Consider the following 15,903-nt stretch of genomic DNA (forward strand, 5'->3'; position numbering starts at 1 on the left):
GCACCATTCGGGCCTGCAACTGGCTGCCCGACCTGACGAGACCTGGCAACAATGACAAGCGCGCTGATTGAACGTATCGAGGCAGTGATCGTCGACCTGCCGACCATTCGCCCGCACAAGCTGGCCATGCATACCATGCAGCAGCAGACCTTGGTGGTATTGCGCATCCGCTGCAGCGATGGTGTGGAAGGTATCGGCGAGGCCACCACCATTGGTGGCCTGGCCTATGGATACGAAAGCCCCGAGGGCATCAAGGCCAATATCGACGCGCACCTGGCCTCGGCGCTGATCGGGCTGCCGGCAGACAACATCAACGCCGCCATGCTCAAACTGGACAAGCTGGCCAAGGGCAACACCTTTGCCAAGTCGGGTATCGAAAGCGCCTTGCTCGATGCCCAGGGCAAGCGCCTGGGCCTGCCGGTCAGCGAACTCCTGGGTGGCCGTGTGCGTGACAGCCTGGAAGTGGCCTGGACCCTGGCCAGCGGCGATACCGCGCGCGACATCGGCGAAGCCCAGCACATGCTGGAAATCCGCCGGCACCGGGTGTTCAAGCTGAAGATCGGCGCCAACCCGGTGGAGCAGGACCTAAGGCACGTAGTGGCGATCAAGCGCGAGCTGGGCGACAGCGCCAGCGTGCGTGTCGACGTCAACCAGTACTGGGATGAGTCCCAGGCATTGCGAGCCTGCCAGGTGCTCGGCGACAACGGCATCGACCTGATCGAGCAACCGATTTCGCGCATCAACCGCGGTGGCCAGGTGCGCCTTAACCAGCGCAGCCCGGCACCGATCATGGCCGATGAGTCGATCGAAAGCGTTGAAGACGCCTTCAGCCTGGCCGCCGACGGCGCCGCCAGCATCTTCGCCCTGAAAATCGCCAAGAACGGTGGCCCACGTGCCGTGCTGCGCACCGCGCAAATCGCCGAGGCCGCGGGTATTGCCCTGTACGGCGGCACCATGCTCGAAGGCTCGATCGGTACCTTGGCTTCGGCCCATGCCTTCCTGACCCTGCGCCAGCTGACCTGGGGCACCGAGCTGTTCGGGCCATTGCTGCTGACCGAAGAAATCGTCAACGAGCCGCCGCAGTACCACGACTTCCAGTTGCACATTCCCCGTACACCAGGCCTGGGCCTGACCCTGGACGAACAGCGCCTGGCGCGCTTCGCCCGTCGCTGATTGCATAGCAAGCAAGGAGATCAACCATGTTGTTCCACGTGAAGATGACCGTGAAATTGCCGGTCGACATGGACCCGGCCAAGGCTGCCCAGCTGAAGGCCGACGAAAAGGAACTGGCCCAACGCCTGCAGCGCGAAGGCACCTGGCGCCACCTGTGGCGCATTGCCGGGCACTATGCCAACTACAGCGTGTTCGATGTGCCCAGCGTCGAGGCGCTGCACGACACGTTGATGCAGTTACCGTTGTTCCCGTACATGGACATCGAGGTCGACGGCCTGTGCCGGCACCCCTCGTCGATCCACAGCGACGACCGCTGATCCGCGCCTGTCTACCTGACAAGAACAATATGAGGTGAGCACGATGACCGTGAAAATTTCCCACACTGCCGACATTCAAGCCTTCTTCAACCAAGTCGCTGGCCTGGACCATGCCGAGGGCAACCCGCGCTTCAAGCAGATCATCCGCCGCGTGCTGCAAGACACCGCACGCCTGGTCGAAGACCTGGAAGTCACCGAGGACGAGTTCTGGCACGCCATTGACTACCTCAACCGCCTGGGCGGCCGCAACGAGGCCGGCTTGCTGGCTGCCGGCCTTGGCATCGAGCACTTCCTCGACCTGTTGCAGGACGCCAAGGACGCCGAAGCCGGCTTGGCCGGTGGCACCCCGCGCACCATCGAAGGCCCGCTTTATGTTGCCGGCGCTCCGCTGGCGCAAGGTGAAGCGCGCATGGACGATGGCACCGACCCTGGCGTGGTGATGTTCCTTCAAGGCCAGGTATTCGATGCCGAAGGCAAGCCGCTGGCCGGCGCTACTGTCGACCTGTGGCACGCCAATACCCAAGGCACCTATTCGTACTTCGACTCGAGCCAGTCCGAGTACAACCTGCGCCGCCGTATCATCACCGATTCCGAGGGCCGCTACCGTGCGCGTTCGATCGTGCCGTCGGGTTACGGCTGCGACCCGCAGGGGCCGACCCAGGAATGCCTCGACCTGCTCGGCCGCCACGGCCAGCGCCCGGCGCATGTGCACTTCTTCATCTCGGCACCGGGGCACCGGCACCTGACCACGCAGATCAACTTCGCCGGTGACCAGTACCTGTGGGATGACTTTGCCTACGCCACCCGTGACGGGCTGATCGGCGACCTGCACTTTGTCGAGGATGCGGCGGCGGCGCATGACCGCGGCGTGCAAGGCGAGCGCTTTGCCGAGCTGGCGTTCGACTTCCACCTGCAGGCGGCCAAGGCGCCAGAGGCCGAGGCGCGCAGTCATCGTCCGCGGGCGTTGCAGGCGGGCTGAGTGTCGGCTTGAGGTCTGCCCCAAGGCCGCGACCCTAAGGTCTGCACAACGCCCACGCCCCGCGGACCTCTAGCCATCATCTGCTGTGTTTCTTGCCTGGGCCTTTCCGTGCGGGGAGGGCCCGGGCTTTTTACTGCCGCAGGCGGGTGATCTAGAATCGGCAATTTAACCGAGCCCCGCACCATGCTGCCCATCGCGCTGCTGCCAACCACCGCGGACCAGGCCCCGCTGATCCGCAACCTGTACCAGTTTTATGCCTATGAGTCCTCCGACTGGGAACAGGAAGATGTCGAGGTGGACGGCCGCTTCTACATCCACGACGAGCACCTGCAGCGCTATTGGCAGGATGACGGCTGGCGCGCCTGCCTGGTGTTGGCGGACGGCTTCATTGCCGGCTTCGTGCTGGTCGAGCGCAGCGAACTGCCGGGCATCGATGCGCTGGAACTGGCCGACCTGTTCATCCTGAAGAAGTACCGCCGCCAGGGCATCGGCCAGGCAGTGGCATTACAGCTGCTGGGTGGCGAAGGCGACTGGCTGCTGCGTTGCTACGCGCAAGACCCGCCCGCGGTAGCCTTCTGCAAGGCCGTGCTGGCCAACCTGTCCCGCCCGACGCACGCCATCGCCGTGGATGATGATCCTGATTTGCTCAATTTCCTGGTGACCGGCGCTCGCCACTGAGGTGTTCCTCGCCTTGGTTCGTCCTTGATGAAGGGATGGCGACATTTTTGTGAGCCACTTCACAAAATTGTCATGGGCGGCATAATGCCATCAATGCTCACTCAAGCCCGGCACTCGCTTGCCGGTCTCTTTTCATGCCCTGCAAAGGCTCAGGTAAAGTTCATGTCGCTAGTTGCCAGCCCCGACATCATGTACCGGCTGTTGATCCAGAGTGTGGTGGACTATGCCATCTACCTGCTCACGCCCGAAGGTATCGTTGCCAACTGGAACCCTGGTGCGCAGCGCGCCAAGGGCTACAAGGCCGAAGAAATCGTCGGCCAGCACTATTCGCTGTTCTACAGCGATGCCGAACGTGCTGCCGGGTTGCCTGCGCTCAACCTGGAGCAGGCGCGCAACACCGGCCGCTTCGAGGAAATCGGCTCACGGCTGCGCAAGGACGGTTCAGCTTTCCATGCCCATGTGGTGATCGACGCCGTGTACGACGATGCCGGGCACCTGGTGGGTTTTGCCAAGGTCACCCGTGACATTTCCGAACGCTACCAGCAGGAACAGGAACTGCTGCGGGCCAAGGAGCTGGCCGAGCAGTACAGCCAGGAAATGGCCAAGTTGTCACAGTTTCTTGATTCGGTGATTGCCAACATCCCCGCCAGCGTCATCGTCCAGGACCTGGAAAGCCAGCGGATCCTGTTGGCCAACCAGCAGGCCGAGCGCCTGTTCGGCGGGCCGCAGCACAGCATGATCGGCCAGCTGCCCAGCGACTGCCTGGCACCGGCGGCGGCCGACTTCCTGCAGCAGCAACTGGTGCGCGGTGCCCGCAGCACCAAGGGCCATGCCGCCGAAACCTGCGTCGATACCGCCCGTGGCCCGCGCACCCTGCGCAGCCGTACCTTGCTCAGCCAGAACCGCGAGGGCCAGGCCGACTACGTGCTGTTCGTGGCCGAGGACGCCACCGAAGAATTGGCCGCCCACGCGCAGATCCACCACATGGCGCACCACGATGCGCTCACCGGGCTGCCCAACCGCACGCTGTTCAACGAACGCCTGCGCCAGGCCTTGGTGCGCGGCAGCGAGCAGGACAAGCTGAGCGCGGCCTTGTGCCTGGACCTGGACAATTTCAAGAACATCAACGACTCGTTGGGCCATGCCTTTGGCGACAAGCTGCTGCGCGCCCTTGGCAAGCGCCTGCGCCGCGAACTGCGTGAACACGACACCCTGGCCCGGCTGGGCGGCGACGAGTTCGCCGTGGTGCTCACCGGCCTGGAAAGCCGCGAGGCGGCCTGCAATACCGCACAGCGACTGATCAATGCCATTTACCCGCCGTTCCAGATAGAAGGGCACCAGTTCAGCGTGGGGGTAAGTATCGGCATTGCCATCGCCCCGGATGACAACGACCAGGCCGAGCAACTGCTGAGCTATGCCGACATGGCGCTGTACGAAGCCAAGCGCAACGGCCGCAACCGCTACGAGTGCTTCGACGTCGAACTGGACGTTGCCGCCCGCCAGCGGCGTCTGGTGGAAACCGACCTGCGCACGGCGCTGCACCTGGGCCAGTTGCAACTGCACTACCAGCCGGTGGTCGACCATCAGACCAGCAGCGTCACCGGTTATGAGGCGCTGTTGCGCTGGGAGCACCCGACCCGCGGCATGGTCATGCCGATGGACTTCATCCCCATCGCCGAAGAAACCGGCCTGATCCACGAACTCGGTACCCGCGCGCTGAACCTGGCCTGCCAGGAGGCGGCCAGTTGGGACAGTGAGCAGACCGTTTCGGTCAACCTGTCGGCGGTGCAGTTCAAGAAGGGCAACCTGGTGCACATCGTCGCCCTGGCGCTGGCCGACTCTGGCCTGGCGCCGCAGCGGCTGGAACTGGAGATTACCGAATCAGTGCTGCTGGGCAACAGCGAAGACAATGTGCGCACCTTGCGCGCGCTAAAAGACCTGGGTGTGTCGATTTCGCTGGACGACTTTGGCACCGGCTATTCGTCGCTGGGCTACCTGCGGTCGTTCCCGTTCGACCGGATCAAGATCGACAAGTCGTTCGTGCACGACATGTGCGACAGCCGCGAGGCGATGTCGATCATCCGTGCGATCACCGATTTGTCCAACAGCCTGATGATCAAGACCACCGCCGAGGGCGTGGAGTCGGAGGAGCAGATGCGCCGGCTGGCCGCGGAGGGCTGTTCGCACTTCCAGGGCTACCTGTACGGGCGGCCGGCGCCGGCCAGCGAGCGTTTGAAGCAGATCATTACCCGGGTTTGAAGGGCCGTTCTGCGCGCAACTCAGCTATTCCAGTCTGGCGCAAACGCCGGGCTGACCACGCGCTGGTCCTTCGGCAGCCCGGCAATGGCTGCGCGGTCTTCATCATCCAGCCGCACGTTCAATGCTGCCAGGTTGGCCAGCTGGTTTTCCCGGCTGCTGGCCTTGGGTATCGCTGCCACGCCGTCCTGGTCCAGCAGCCACTTCAGCGCCACCTGGCTGGGCAGCACGCCGTGCTTGCGGGCGATTTCCTGAATGACCGGCTGCGCCGCTGCCTGGCCGCGGGCCAGTGGGGTGTAGGCGGTCAGCAGCAGGTCGTGGCTGCGGGCGTAGTCGAGCAGCGGTTGCTGGCCAAGCAGCACGTGGTATTCCACCTGGATAGCCGACAACGGCGCGCCCAGGGTCTCGATCACCTGGCGCAGCAGCCCCAGCGGGAAGTTGGCCACGCCGATATGGCGCGCTTTGCCCTCGTCACGCAAGGCCACCAACGTGTCGATACTGCGGGCCAGGTCCCAGTCCTTGCCGGGCCAGTGGATGTGGAACAGGTCGACCTGTTCGGTCCCCAGGGCGCGCAGGCTGTCTTCCAGCGACTGGCGCATGGCTTTTGGCTCAAGGCGGTCCCACCAGACCTTGGTGGTGAGGTGGATGTGCTCGCGAGGCACATCGCTGTCGCGCAGCGCCTGGCCGACAGCCGCCTCGTTGTTGTAGGCGGTGGCGGTGTCGATGTGCCGGTAACCCACGTCCAGGGCTTGGTGCACGGCGGCCGTGCACTCGCTGCCAGTCATCGGCCAGGTGCCCAGGCCGATTGCGGGGAGGTCCAGGCCGTTACGGGTAGTGAGCCTTTGCATGTAAATTCCTTGTAGGGTGGGCAGGGGTCATGTTCGATGGTCGGTGATCAGCAGCTCCCGGGCCATGCTTGCGGGGCATAAAGTGGTCGATCAGCGAACACAAATTGCCCCCGTGCTGGACAAACGGTGAATCAACTTCCTTATCTTGCTGCATCTCTTCTAGAATTCGAGCTGTTGCACCCGCCAGGCGTATGCCTGTGCGGCCTTTCCTGGGCGCGGCATCGGGCCGCGCCGTCATCGAGAGAGCCATGAGTTCCAGCACACCGCTGTCCGGCGTCAACCAACCCCTGCGCGGCATCGCCCTGGTGGTGGTGGCGACGTTCCTGTTCGCCAGCCACGATGCCTTGTCCAAGTTCCTTGGCGGCCTGTACCCGATTGTCATGGTGGTGTGGGCGCGTTATGTGGTGCATACCCTGCTGATGGCCGGCATTTTCCTGCCCAAGGCCGGCCTCAACGTACTGCGTACCCGCCGCCCGCTGTTGCAAACCTTGCGCGCTCTGAGCCTGCTGAGCACCAGCCTGCTGTTCACCACCGGCTTGCAATACTTGCCGTTGGCCGAGGCCACCGCAGTCAACTTCCTTGCCCCGGTGCTGGTCACCGCGCTGTCGGCGCCGCTGTTGAAGGAGCGGGTGACGGTGGGGCAGTGGGTGGCAGTGGTGCTGGGCTTCATCGGCGTCCTGGTGGTGGTGCACCCGGGCGGGGCAATGTTCACCCCGGCGATCCTGTACCCGTTCGGTTCAGCATTGGGCTTCTGCTTCTATCAGTTGCTGACGCGCATACTCGCTGCGCATGACAGTCCGACCACCAGTAACTTTTATGCGGGGCTGTGCAACACATTGGCGATGAGTGCGCTGGTGCCGTTCTTCTGGGAGGTACCGCGTTGGGACCATGCGCTGCTGATGCTGGCGCTGGGCGGCTTTGGCATGACCGCGCACCTGCTGCTGACCCAGGCCTTCCGCCACGCTGCACCGGCGTTGCTGGCGCCTTTCAGCTATTGCCAGATCGTGTTCGCCGGGTTGCTTGGGCTCGTGGTGTATAGCCAGGTCCCGGATACCCTGAGCCTGGTGGGCATCTCGGTGATATGCCTCAGTGGGTTGGGGGCGGCGTGGATGCAGCGGGGCAAGTAGAAACCTGCACCGGCCCAGTCAGTGCCATGCTTGCCCCCTGAGTAGCAGCCAGTAACGAGTCGTCAATTGCGGCTATCGATGAGGTCGCTGCTTCACTGTGTGGCCATGAATTGCAGGATGCGTTCGCGCAGCCAACGCTCGGCCGGGTCGTTGTCCTGTGCGCCGCTCCACACCATCGACAGTTCGGCCTCGGTGATCTCGAACGGCGCCGGGTCGGCACGCAGGCTACCGTCGTCGGCCAGCGCGCAGGCGGCGTAGTCCGGCACCGTGGCGATCAGTTCGGTGTTGCGCAGCAGGGCGCGCAGGCTGCCGAACTGCGGTACGGCCAGTACTACCTTGCGGCAACGGCCGATGCGCGCCAGGTCGAGGTCGATGTTGCCGCTCATGTCACCGGAAAACGACACCATTACATGCGGGCGCGCGCAGTATTCGTCGAGGGTCAGCGGCCCCGGGCGGTCGTCGGCGCGCAGCACCCGTACCCCGATATCCCGCAGCTTGCGGCGTTTGGCGGTGGCTGGCAGGTCGGTGGTATAGCTCACGCCCACCGAGATCTCGCCACTGGCCAGCAGGCCCGGCATCAGCAGGAAGTTGGCCCGCCGGACCACCACGCTGATGTCCGGGGCCTCTTCGCGCAGGGCTTGCAGCAGGGCCGGGAACAGACCGAACTCGGCGTCGTCCGACAGGCCCAGGCGGAACACGTTGCAGCTGTTGGCCGGGTCGAACTCGCGGGCGCGGCTGATGGCCGCGGAAATCACATCCATGGCCGGGCCCAGCTCGGCGAAGATCTGCATGGCCCTCGGCGTGGGCTCCATGGCCCGGCCGCTACGGATCAGCAGCGGGTCGTCGAACAGCTCGCGCAGGCGGGCGAGGGCGGCGCTGACGGTGGACTGGGTGATGAACAGCTTTTCGCCGACGCGGGTCAGGTTGCGTTCGATCATCAGGGCTTCGAACAGCACCAGCAGGTTCATGTCGACGCGGCGCAGGTCGTTGCGGTTCATGAGGGCTCAGGTTCCGGAGTGAAGGGGGGCGGTGTATTGAAGCATGCCGGTGGCCTGGTTGCCTTGTACCGATGTGCCGGCCCGTTCGCGGGCAAGCCCGGCCCCACAACCTGCAGCAGCGCCTTAACGCACAATCAGTTGTGGGGGCTTGCCGGTGCCGACAATGCCCTGGACGAAGGTCACCAACTGCTCCCGGGCGTTCAGCAAAGTTCCCCATTGCGCCTGGCCGCACAACAATCCCAGTACCGCGTGGGCAATCGAACGCGCCCGCGATGCCGAAAGCCCGCATTCGGCAGCAACGATGTCACTCAGCAGCCCGCTGTACTCCGCCTTCAGCTGTTCGACCTGCAACAACTGCTCTTCGCTGAGGTTCATTGCCTCGCGGGTCAAAAGCACCAGTTTGTCAGGGTTGGCCTGGCTGTACGCGACGAATGCCCGGACGAAGCACGGTAAGCGTTCACTGTTGGTACGGGCGCCTCTGAGGCATTGTCGGGTTTCATACAGCAGATCGATCAGGCTCGATTCGATCAGCTCGAACAGCAGTCCCTGCTTGCTTTCGATATGGTGATACAGCGACCCCGCCCGCAAGCCCAGGTGGCTGGCCAGGTCGCGCAAGCCGATGGCCTGGTAGCCGTGGTTGGCGAACAGCGCGCTGGCCGCATCCAGCAGGCGGTCCCGGGCATGCGGGGCGGGTACGGACGAGCGGCTGTAAGCGGGCATGGCGGCACCTGTCGGCGAATTGATGTTTGACCAAATGTAAGACAACAGGCATCTTACGTAAAGACTCAATCGTGGAGGTGTTTCGTGGACAAGCAAACGGTGGTGATTGTAGGTGGTGCCGCGGGTCTAGGCCTGGAAACAGCCCGGCTGATGGTCAAGCGTGGCGCCGACAAGATCGGCCTGATCGACCGGAATGAGCAATTGCTGGTACAAGCTGCAGAAGAGCTGCGCGGGCAAGGTGTACAGGTGGCGATCGCGGTGGGTGATATTGCCCGCAAGGATACCGCCCACGCTGCTTTTGGCCAGATTGTCGAGGGCCTGGGGCGGGTGCATTGTTTGGTCAACAGCGCGGCAATCTACCCGCGCCAGGACATCTTCGAGATCACCGACGATGAGTGGGACCTGGAAAACGCCGTCAACATCAAGGGCACCTACCACATGATGGTCGCTGCGGTGCGCCACATGCAGCAGTACGTGGCGGCCCCGGCGGTTACGGGGCGTATCGTCAACGTCACTTCGGTCGATGCCTTCAAGGCCCACCCGCAAAACGCCCATTACGCGGCGACCAAGGCAGCGGTGGTGAGCCTGACCAAATCCTTTGCCCAGGCCTGCGCCAAGGACCAGATCCTGGTCAACTCGGTGGCCCCGGCCGGTTTCGCCACCGAGCGCGCTAGGCAGCTGGGCTTCCTTGGTGAACTGGCAGCGGCCAACCCGCTGGGCCGCGCCGCAGAACCCGCAGAAATTGCTGAATGGATCGTGATGATGGGCAGCAGCCGCAACAGCTACGCCACCGGCGAAAACGTGATTGTCAGCGGGGGTTACATCTATGCCTGAAGTCGCATTCCCCAAGGGCTACCAGCGCGCGCTGGTAACCGGGGCCACCAGCGGTATCGGCAGGGCCATCGTGCTGGCGCTACGTGACGCTGGTTTGCAGGTGATCGCCGTGGGCCGCAGCCCTGAGGCGCTGGCAGAGCTTGCCGGCGAGCCCGGGGTGAGTACCTTGCAGGCGGATGTGCGCGACTACCGTTCGCTGACGGCCGCACTGGAAGGGCAGGCACTAGATGTACTGGTCAACAACGCGGGCATTCTGTCTACCCGTGCGGCGTTCCAGGACATGGACGAAGCCGAGATCGACAACATGCTCGATATCAACCTCAAGGCGCCGCTGCACCTGGCGCGCCAGGTGTTGCCCGGCATGGTCGGGCGGGGTAGGGGGCATCTGTTCTTCATTGGGTCGAGTGCCGGCCGCGCAGCGCATCCGGGAGCGGCGGTGTATGGGGCGTCCAAGGCCGGGGTGAGCCTGTTCTGCGATGCCTTGCGCTGTGATCTGCTGGGCAGCGGGGTGCGAGTGACCGAGATTGCCCCGGGCCGGGTGCAGACTCAGTTGTACAAAACCGCCATGGGCATGCAGGCGGCAGGTAGCGAACTGTATGACGGGTATGAGTCGATTCAGCCGGAAGACATTGCCGAGCTTTTGCTGGCTGCGCTGAAGATGCCGCGGCAAGTGGATGTGTCCCGGATGGAAGTGTTCCCCACAGCGCAGGCGGTGGGCGGGGGGAGAATGGTCAAGACGGCAGATTGAGGGGTGGTGGCACTGGCCTCTACGCGGGTGCGCCCGACCCCGCAGCTCAGGGCGCTGCCCTCAGGGTTTGCGGCGAGCCTGTAAGCGTGGGTCCATCGGCGAAGAGGTCGGTGCCAACACAACAGATTTCAGCAAATAGGTGCTTGACCACCTGTAAGACAACATATAACTTACATGAAGACCGCCTTAACCGGTCGAGACAACTACAGAGCATTGCAGGGGATATGACGATGACTGCGACATCATGCCGGGTCGGCGTGGACATAGGCGGCACCTTCACCGATATCGCGCTGGATGTGAACGGCGTGCTGCATTCGACCAAGATCCTGACCGACTACGAGCTCCCCGAGCGGGCCATCCTCACCGGCGTACGCCAGGTGGTGGAGCAGGCGGGCCTGGCGCTGTCGGACATCGATCAATTGATCCATGGCACCACCCTGGCCACCAACGCGCTGATCGAGCGCCGTGGCGCCCGCACAGCCTTCATCACCACTGAAGGCTTCCGGGACACCCTGGAAATGCGCACTGAAAACCGCTTTGAGCAGTACGACATCAACATCGTCCTGCCACCGCCGCTGATTGATCGCGAACACCGCTATACCCTGCGCGAGCGCCTGGACGTCAAGGGCAAGGTGCTGATCGCCCCGGTGCAGGCCGACATTGAGGCGCTGGTCGAGCGCATCGCCGAAGGCAACTACCAGAGCGTGGCCATCGGCTTCATCCACAGCTATGTCAATGGCGCCCACGAGCGCCAGTTGCGCGATGCCCTGCAAGCGCGCCTGCCGCAGTTGTCGATCTCCATCTCCAGCGAAGTCTCGCCGCAGATGCGTGAATTCGAACGCTTCAACACCGTATGCGCCAACGCCTATGTCAAGCCGCTGATCAAGTCCTACCTGGACCGTCTGGTGGTCACCCTCAAGGAAGCGGGCGCCCACTGTCCGGTGTTCATGATCCATTCCGGTGGCGGCATCATCTCCGTGCAGAGTGCCGCCGAGTTCCCGGTACGGCTGGTTGAATCCGGCCCGGCCGGTGGTGCGATATTCGCCGCTGACATTGCTCGCCGTTACCAGCTGGAAAACGTGCTGTCGTTCGACATGGGCGGTACCACGGCAAAAATCTGCCTGATCGAAGACCAGGTGCCGAAAACCGCAAAGACCTTTGAGGTAGCGCGCACCTATCGCTTCAAGAAAGGCAGCGGCATGCCGATTTCCATCCCAGTGGTGGAAATGGTCGAAATCGGCGCAGGCGGCGGCTCCATCGCCAGCATCGACAGCATGCGCCAGATCCGCGTTGGCCCGCACAGCGCGGCGTCCGAGCCAGGCCCGGCCTGCTACGGGCGTGGCGGTCTGGAGCCCACCATTACCGACGCCAACCTGCTGCTTGGCCGCCTGGATGCCGATAACTTCGCCGGTGGCGCCTTGCGCCTGTCCGCTGACAGCGCCGCCAACGCCATGGCCCGGGTCATCGGCCAGCCGCTGGGCATGCAGGCCGATACCGCTGCGTTTGGCGTGTGCGAGGTGGTCGACGAGAACATGGCCAACGCCGGCCGCGTACATGCGGTGGAAAGCGGCAAGGACATCGCCGACTACACCATGATCACCTTCGGTGGCGGCGGCCCGCTGCATGCCGCTCGGCTGTGCGAGAAGATGGACGTGTCGCGCTTTATCGTGCCGGCTGGTGCGGGCGTGGGCTCGGCCATCGGCTTCCTGCGTGCGCCGTTCGGCTACGAAGCCGTGCGCAGCGCCTTCGTGCGCTTGTCCGAGTTCGATGCAGCAGTGGTCAATGCGCTGATCGAAGAAATGAAGGCCGAGTCGCTGGGCTTCCTGCGCCAGGGCATGCCGGTCGGTGAGCCGGAAATGGAATGCACGGCGTTCATGCGCTATGTCGGCCAGGGTTGGGAAATTCCGGTGGCCTTGCCATTCAAGGCTTTCAGTGCCGCCGATACGGTGGAGTTCAAGGCTCGCTTCGAAGAGGCCTACACCCGCTTCTTTGGCCGCCCCATCGAAGGCCCGGATATCGAAATCGTCAGCTGGTCGGTCAAGGCCAGTTCGCCGCTACCGCCGGTACAGCAGATCGACGAAGTGGGCGCCGCCTATCGCGCTCACGAAGTTGCCCGTCGCCAGGTATTCGACGTGGCTGCCGGTGGGTTCGTCGAGGCTGGCATCCACCCGCGCGAAGAGCTGCAGGTAGGTGCCCGCGTCGAAGGCCCGGCGATCATCGTCGAGCGCGAGACCTCGACTTTCGTCACCTCCAACTTCACCGCCACGGTCCAGCCAGACGGCTGCCTGCTGGTCGTGCGCCGCTAACGCCTGAATCCGGAAGCCAGAACCATGAGCGATACTTTGATCGACATTCAAATGCAGGTGATGTGGAACCGCCTGGTCTCGGTGGTCGAAGAACAGGCCCTGACCCTGATCCGCACGGCGTTTTCCACCAGTGTGCGCGAGGCCGGCGACCTGTCGGCCGGCGTCTTCGACCGGGCTGGCAACATGCTCGCCCAGGCCGTCACTGGCACCCCTGGCCATGTCAACACCATGGCCGAGGCGGTGGTGCACTTCATCAACGACATCGGTGAAAACAACATCTTCGAAGGTGATGTATACGTGACCAACGACCCGTGGAAGGGTACCGGTCACCTGCACGACATCACCATCGTTTCCCCGTCCTTCTACAAGGGCAAGCTGATCGGCTACTTCGCCAGCACCGCGCATGTGGTCGACATCGGCGGCCGCGGCTTTGGTCCTGATGCTCGCGAGGTGTACGAAGAAGGCCTGTTCATCCCGATCATGAAGCTGTTCGAGCGCGGCCAGGTCAACCGTGACCTGATCAACATCCTGCGCAACAACGTACGCGAGAACGATCGCGTGGTGGGTGACTTCTACGCATTGTCGGCGTGCAACGAGACTGGCCACAAGCGCCTGCTCGACATGCTCGAAGAGTTCAGGCTGGATGACCTGGAGCACATCGGCGGCTTCATCCTCGAGCACAGCCGCCGCGCCACGCTGGAGTGCTTCAAGTCGCTGCCGCATGGCACCTACAGCAACAGCATGACCCTTGACGGCTACGACGTGCCGGTGACCCTGGCGGTCACCATCACGGTCGGTCCCGATGGTATCAAAAGCGACTTCACCGGCACCTCGGGCATGAGCCAGTTTGGCATCAACGTGCCGCTGGGCTACGCCAAGGCCTATGCCTGCTATGGCCTGAAGTGCATCGTCGCACCTGAAATTCCTAACAACAGCGCGTCACTGGAGCCGTTCGAAGTCACAGCACCAGAGGGTTGCATCCTCAATGCCAAGCACCCGGCGCCAGTGTCGGTGCGCCATGTGCTCGGCCACTTCGTCCCCGACCTGGTGCTGGGTGCGCTGCACAAGTGTCTGCCGGGCAAGGTGCCGGCCGAAGGTGCCAGTGCCCTGTGGAACCTGCACTTGAGCGTACGCCCGCTGGAAAACAACCCGCACGGCCGCAACGCCGAGATGCTGATGTTCAACAGTGGCGGCATGGGCGCCCGTTCGGCGATGGATGGCCTCAGCGCCACCGCCTTCCCCAGTGGCGTGCACACCATGCCGGTGGAAGCTACCGAGCACGCTGGCCCCGTGGTGGTGTGGCGCAAGGAGCTGCGTGAAGGCTCCGGCGGTGCCGGCCAGCTGCGCGGCGGTCTGGGCCAGGAAATCGAAGTGTCTGCGGCCGAGGGCTACAGCTTCCGCTTCAGCGCCATGTTCGACCGTATCCAGCATGCTGCTCGCGGCCTTGAGGGTGGCCAGCAGGGCGCCGAGGGCTTCGTCGGCCTGGATGACGGCACCCTGCTGCGCGGCAAGGGCCAGCAATTCGTGCCGGCAGACCGTCGGCTGGTATTGCGACTGCCCGGCGGCGGTGGCTACGGCGACCCCCGTCTACGCGACCGCCAGCAAGTCGAGCGTGACCTGCGCTTCGGCTACATCAGCGCCGACCAGGCGCGTCACGACTACGGCTTCGAAGCCGCCAAGGAGCGTTGAGCGATGGACGTGCAAAGCAGTCGCGTCAAGGCGGTTAAAAGCTCGCCGAGCATGGCCGTGTCGGTGCTGGCCAAGCAGATGCTGGCCAAGGGCGAACCGGTCATCAACCTCGCGCTGGGCGAGCCGGACTACAACGTGCCGGCCCACGTGATCGAGGCGGCCTATCAGGCGATGCTCGCCGGCAACAACCACTACACCGGGCCCAACGGCCTGGAAGTGCTGCGCCAGGCTATCGTCGACAAGTTCGCCCGGGAAAACGACCTGGTCTATGGCCTGGACGAAATCTGTGTGGGCAATGGTGCCAAGCAATTGCTGTTCAACGCCTTCCTGGCCACTCTGGAAGAAGGCGACGAAGTGATCACCCCGGCACCCTACTGGGTCTCGTACACCGACATGGCGATGCTCAACGGCGGTGTCCCGGTGGTTATCCCTTGCGGTGCCGAACAGGGCTTCAAGGTCACTGCGCAGCAGTTGGAGGCTGCGATCACCCCGCGTACGCGCTGGGTGATGCTCAACTCGCCGAACAACCCGAGTGGGGCGATCTTCACCCGCGAGGAGTTTGCCGCCCTGGGCAAGGTGCTGGAGCGCCACCCGAAGGTGCTGATCATCTCGGACGAAATCTATGAGCACATCGTGCTCGGCGACCAGCCTTTCGTGTCGTTCGTCACGGCGTGCCCGCAACTGCGCGAGCGCACCTTGCTGATCAATGGTGTGTCGAAGGCCTACGCCATGACCGGCTACCGTCTGGGTTATGCGGCAGGTTCCAAAGACCTGATCGTGGCCATGAACAAGACCCAATCGCAGACCACCACCTGCCCGTCGAGCATTTCGCAGTTGGCTGCGGTGGCGGCACTGAACGGCCCGCAGACGTTCGTGCGTGACGCCAACCTTGAGTACCAGGCGCGTGGCGCCCTGGTGGTCGACGGCCTGGCGCAGATCCCCGGCCTCAAGCTGCAGATGCCGCAGGGTGCGTTCTATGCCTTCCCCGAGGTTAGCGCCTTCATCGGCAAGCGCACCCCGGACGGCCACGTGATCAGCAACGATACCGAGCTGTCGGCGTACCTGTTGCGTGTGGGCAAGGTGGCGACCGTACCAGGCTCGGCGTTCGGCGTGGAGCCTTATGTCCGCCTGTCTTTCGCCACGTCCCGTCAGGAACTGGAACAGGCACTGGGCCAGCTGCGCGACGCGTTTGCGGCGCTGGTCTGATCAATCGATCTACACAGAGGTAAA

The 15,903-nt window shown here is 63.8% G+C and carries 14 protein-coding genes; 11 read left to right on the plus strand and 3 right to left on the minus strand.

Features of this window, described 5'->3' with window-relative positions; translation table 11 throughout:
- The first annotated feature begins 51 nt into the window (after positions 1–51).
- The 5 genes from OO258_RS09430 (at position 52) to OO258_RS09450 (ending at position 5,406) form a co-directional block, all read left to right on the plus strand.
- The gene (locus tag OO258_RS09430; protein WP_266029999.1) at positions 52–1,173 is read left to right on the plus strand and encodes a muconate cycloisomerase family protein; all 1,122 of its coding nucleotides are present in this window, start codon (positions 52–54) and stop codon (positions 1,171–1,173) included.
- 26 nt (positions 1,174–1,199) lie between these two features.
- Entirely contained in the window at positions 1,200–1,490 is a 291-nt protein-coding gene (gene catC / locus OO258_RS09435; RefSeq protein WP_003256111.1) for a muconolactone Delta-isomerase, read from the plus strand.
- Between the two features lie 43 nt (positions 1,491–1,533).
- Entirely contained in the window at positions 1,534–2,469 is a 936-nt protein-coding gene (gene catA / locus OO258_RS09440; protein WP_266030000.1) for a catechol 1,2-dioxygenase, read from the plus strand.
- A gap of 183 nt (positions 2,470–2,652) precedes the next feature.
- Positions 2,653–3,147 carry a GNAT family N-acetyltransferase gene (locus tag OO258_RS09445; RefSeq protein ID WP_266030001.1) on the plus strand — a complete coding sequence of 165 codons (495 nt, stop codon included), beginning with the start codon at positions 2,653–2,655 and terminating at the stop codon, positions 3,145–3,147.
- Between the two features lie 162 nt (positions 3,148–3,309).
- Entirely contained in the window at positions 3,310–5,406 is a 2,097-nt protein-coding gene (locus tag OO258_RS09450) for a putative bifunctional diguanylate cyclase/phosphodiesterase (protein WP_266030002.1), read from the plus strand.
- 20 nt (positions 5,407–5,426) lie between these two features.
- Here OO258_RS09450 and OO258_RS09455 read toward each other — a convergent pair whose 3' ends face one another.
- Positions 5,427–6,251, minus strand: coding sequence for an aldo/keto reductase (locus OO258_RS09455; protein WP_266030004.1), 825 nt, complete (start codon positions 6,249–6,251; stop codon positions 5,427–5,429).
- Between the two features lie 248 nt (positions 6,252–6,499).
- Here OO258_RS09455 and OO258_RS09460 point away from each other — a divergent pair, with 248 nt between their 5' ends.
- Positions 6,500–7,378, plus strand: coding sequence for a DMT family transporter (locus OO258_RS09460; protein ID WP_266030007.1), 879 nt, complete (start codon positions 6,500–6,502; stop codon positions 7,376–7,378).
- A gap of 92 nt (positions 7,379–7,470) precedes the next feature.
- On the opposite strand, the gene OO258_RS09465 is transcribed toward OO258_RS09460, so the two are convergent.
- Positions 7,471–8,376 (minus strand): LysR family transcriptional regulator, encoded by a 906-nt coding sequence (locus tag OO258_RS09465; RefSeq protein ID WP_266030008.1) that lies wholly within the window; start codon positions 8,374–8,376, stop codon positions 7,471–7,473.
- A 123-nt stretch (positions 8,377–8,499) separates the two neighbouring features.
- Complete coding sequence (locus tag OO258_RS09470; protein ID WP_266030010.1) at positions 8,500–9,096, minus strand: TetR/AcrR family transcriptional regulator; 597 nt, start codon at positions 9,094–9,096, stop codon at positions 8,500–8,502.
- An 84-nt stretch (positions 9,097–9,180) separates the two neighbouring features.
- Between OO258_RS09470 and OO258_RS09475 the strand changes: the two genes are divergently transcribed.
- The 5 genes from OO258_RS09475 to OO258_RS09495 all read left to right on the plus strand — a co-directional run bounded on the left by OO258_RS09475 (position 9,181) and on the right by OO258_RS09495 (position 15,879).
- Positions 9,181–9,930: an SDR family NAD(P)-dependent oxidoreductase gene (locus OO258_RS09475; protein WP_266030012.1), complete on the plus strand. Its 750-nt coding sequence runs from the start codon at positions 9,181–9,183 to the stop codon at positions 9,928–9,930.
- The gene (locus OO258_RS09480; RefSeq protein ID WP_266030014.1) at positions 9,923–10,678 is read left to right on the plus strand and encodes an SDR family oxidoreductase; all 756 of its coding nucleotides are present in this window, start codon (positions 9,923–9,925) and stop codon (positions 10,676–10,678) included. The genes OO258_RS09475 and OO258_RS09480 overlap by 8 nt, the downstream gene beginning before the upstream one ends.
- A gap of 230 nt (positions 10,679–10,908) precedes the next feature.
- A complete protein-coding gene (locus OO258_RS09485; protein WP_266030016.1) occupies positions 10,909–12,984 on the plus strand; it encodes a hydantoinase/oxoprolinase family protein in 2,076 nt (691 codons plus the stop codon).
- 24 nt (positions 12,985–13,008) lie between these two features.
- A complete protein-coding gene (locus OO258_RS09490; RefSeq protein WP_266030018.1) occupies positions 13,009–14,673 on the plus strand; it encodes a hydantoinase B/oxoprolinase family protein in 1,665 nt (554 codons plus the stop codon).
- 3 nt (positions 14,674–14,676) lie between these two features.
- Positions 14,677–15,879 carry a pyridoxal phosphate-dependent aminotransferase gene (locus OO258_RS09495; RefSeq protein ID WP_266030020.1) on the plus strand — a complete coding sequence of 401 codons (1,203 nt, stop codon included), beginning with the start codon at positions 14,677–14,679 and terminating at the stop codon, positions 15,877–15,879.
- Positions 15,880–15,903 lie beyond the last annotated feature (24 nt).

Source organism: Pseudomonas sp. DCB_BI (assembly GCF_026240995.1).
Classification (GTDB): Bacteria; Pseudomonadota; Gammaproteobacteria; order Pseudomonadales; family Pseudomonadaceae; genus Aquipseudomonas.

Excerpts from the sequence above, each read along its gene's own strand:
- OO258_RS09470 (WP_266030010.1), bottom strand. The coding sequence starts at position 9,096 with ATGCCCGCTTACAGCCGCTCGTCCGTACCCGCCCCGCATGCCCGGGAC.
- OO258_RS09480 (WP_266030014.1), top strand. The coding sequence starts at position 9,923 with ATGCCTGAAGTCGCATTCCCCAAGGGCTACCAGCGCGCGCTGGTAACC.
- OO258_RS09450 (WP_266030002.1), top strand. The coding sequence starts at position 3,310 with ATGTCGCTAGTTGCCAGCCCCGACATCATGTACCGGCTGTTGATCCAG.
- OO258_RS09430 (WP_266029999.1), top strand. The coding sequence starts at position 52 with ATGACAAGCGCGCTGATTGAACGTATCGAGGCAGTGATCGTCGACCTG.
- catC (WP_003256111.1), top strand. The coding sequence starts at position 1,200 with ATGTTGTTCCACGTGAAGATGACCGTGAAATTGCCGGTCGACATGGAC.
- OO258_RS09490 (WP_266030018.1), top strand. The coding sequence starts at position 13,009 with ATGAGCGATACTTTGATCGACATTCAAATGCAGGTGATGTGGAACCGC.
- catA (WP_266030000.1), top strand. The coding sequence starts at position 1,534 with ATGACCGTGAAAATTTCCCACACTGCCGACATTCAAGCCTTCTTCAAC.
- OO258_RS09465 (WP_266030008.1), bottom strand. The coding sequence starts at position 8,376 with ATGAACCGCAACGACCTGCGCCGCGTCGACATGAACCTGCTGGTGCTG.
- OO258_RS09485 (WP_266030016.1), top strand. The coding sequence starts at position 10,909 with ATGACTGCGACATCATGCCGGGTCGGCGTGGACATAGGCGGCACCTTC.
- OO258_RS09495 (WP_266030020.1), top strand. The coding sequence starts at position 14,677 with ATGGACGTGCAAAGCAGTCGCGTCAAGGCGGTTAAAAGCTCGCCGAGC.
- OO258_RS09455 (WP_266030004.1), bottom strand. The coding sequence starts at position 6,251 with ATGCAAAGGCTCACTACCCGTAACGGCCTGGACCTCCCCGCAATCGGC.
- OO258_RS09445 (WP_266030001.1), top strand. The coding sequence starts at position 2,653 with ATGCTGCCCATCGCGCTGCTGCCAACCACCGCGGACCAGGCCCCGCTG.
- OO258_RS09460 (WP_266030007.1), top strand. The coding sequence starts at position 6,500 with ATGAGTTCCAGCACACCGCTGTCCGGCGTCAACCAACCCCTGCGCGGC.